This is a genomic window from Acinetobacter sp. YH16031 (assembly GCF_013417335.1).
GTDB lineage: Bacteria > Pseudomonadota > Gammaproteobacteria > Pseudomonadales > Moraxellaceae > Acinetobacter.
Genome location: NZ_VPED01000194.1, coordinates 1 through 1,069, shown reverse-complemented (window position 1 = coordinate 1,069; position 1,069 = coordinate 1). Strand labels below are relative to the sequence as shown.

The window sequence follows — 1,069 nt, the reverse complement described above, 5'->3', positions numbered from 1 at the left end:
CGAGCTTCAATAGAGTACGAGCTTTAGCGAGTACCAAGGGCAGTTTTAATAACTCACTTTGGAAATAAATTCCCTTTTATTCTTTTAAAAAGCTTTTAAAAGCTTTTAGACCCCCCTATAAACCACGCCTAGCAATGCTTTCAGACTTTAAAAAACTACTTTTACCGGACATTAAACTACAAATGCCGGACAAAATGGACTTAAAAAACTACTTTTACCGGACATAGAAACTACTTTTACCGGACATTAAACTACAAGAAAAAGTTTGTAGTTTTGTTAAAAAACTACAAAAATAGTAGTCAAAAAATAAACGACAATGTATGTTTAAGCTACATAAATACCAATGTAGTTAGTTAGTTTTTTGGGGTTGTAGTTATATGGACGAAAATAAAAAAACATATCCTCTGAGCTGGGTTGTTATGCAAAACAATGTTCAAGAATGCTTTAAGAGTATGAACATTGATGAAAAACGAATGTTAATACTTGCTAGCCCAATTGCTAGAACCACTGATGCAACTGAAAAAGACCGAATTATGATTACGGCAGAAGAGTTTGCTAGAGAATGTGGCATTAAAACGCATTCCGCATATACGCAGTTAGAACTAGCCAGCAAGAATCTACTTAAAAGAAATTTCTCTTATAACAATGAAAGCGGAAAAAAGGTGCTGTCGAATTGGGTGATTGATTGCACTTATGAAGACGGAGGGATAGCTATACGTTTCCCTGAAATCGTTCTACTGATGTTAAAAGAGTTTGATAAATTAAACCCTTATACAAAATATAAAAAAGATATCGTACTAAGTTTGAAAAAAGATTACTCATTCGATCTTTATCATTTAGCTAAAAAGCATCAAGCAATGGGACAATTTGAAATGTCCTTAGAACATATAAAAAATGAGCTGGGTTTGCCCAAATCTTATGACAAACTCTGTAATTTAAAAGACCGAGTAATGAAGCCTTCATTAAATGAGATTACAACTAATACAGATATTGAACTCACTTATGAAAATGTAAAAAAAGGGCGTTCAGTAGTTGGCTTTAAATTTATAGTGAAAGAAAAACCTAAGCC

General features: G+C 32.8%; 1 protein-coding gene. It reads left to right on the top strand.

Annotated features, from left to right (window positions below):
* Positions 1 to 377: 377 nt before the first annotated feature.
* Positions 378 to 1,069, top strand: a 692-nt coding sequence (locus tag FTV31_RS17100) for a replication initiation protein (protein WP_180015836.1), incomplete at its 3' end; no start/stop codon positions are given.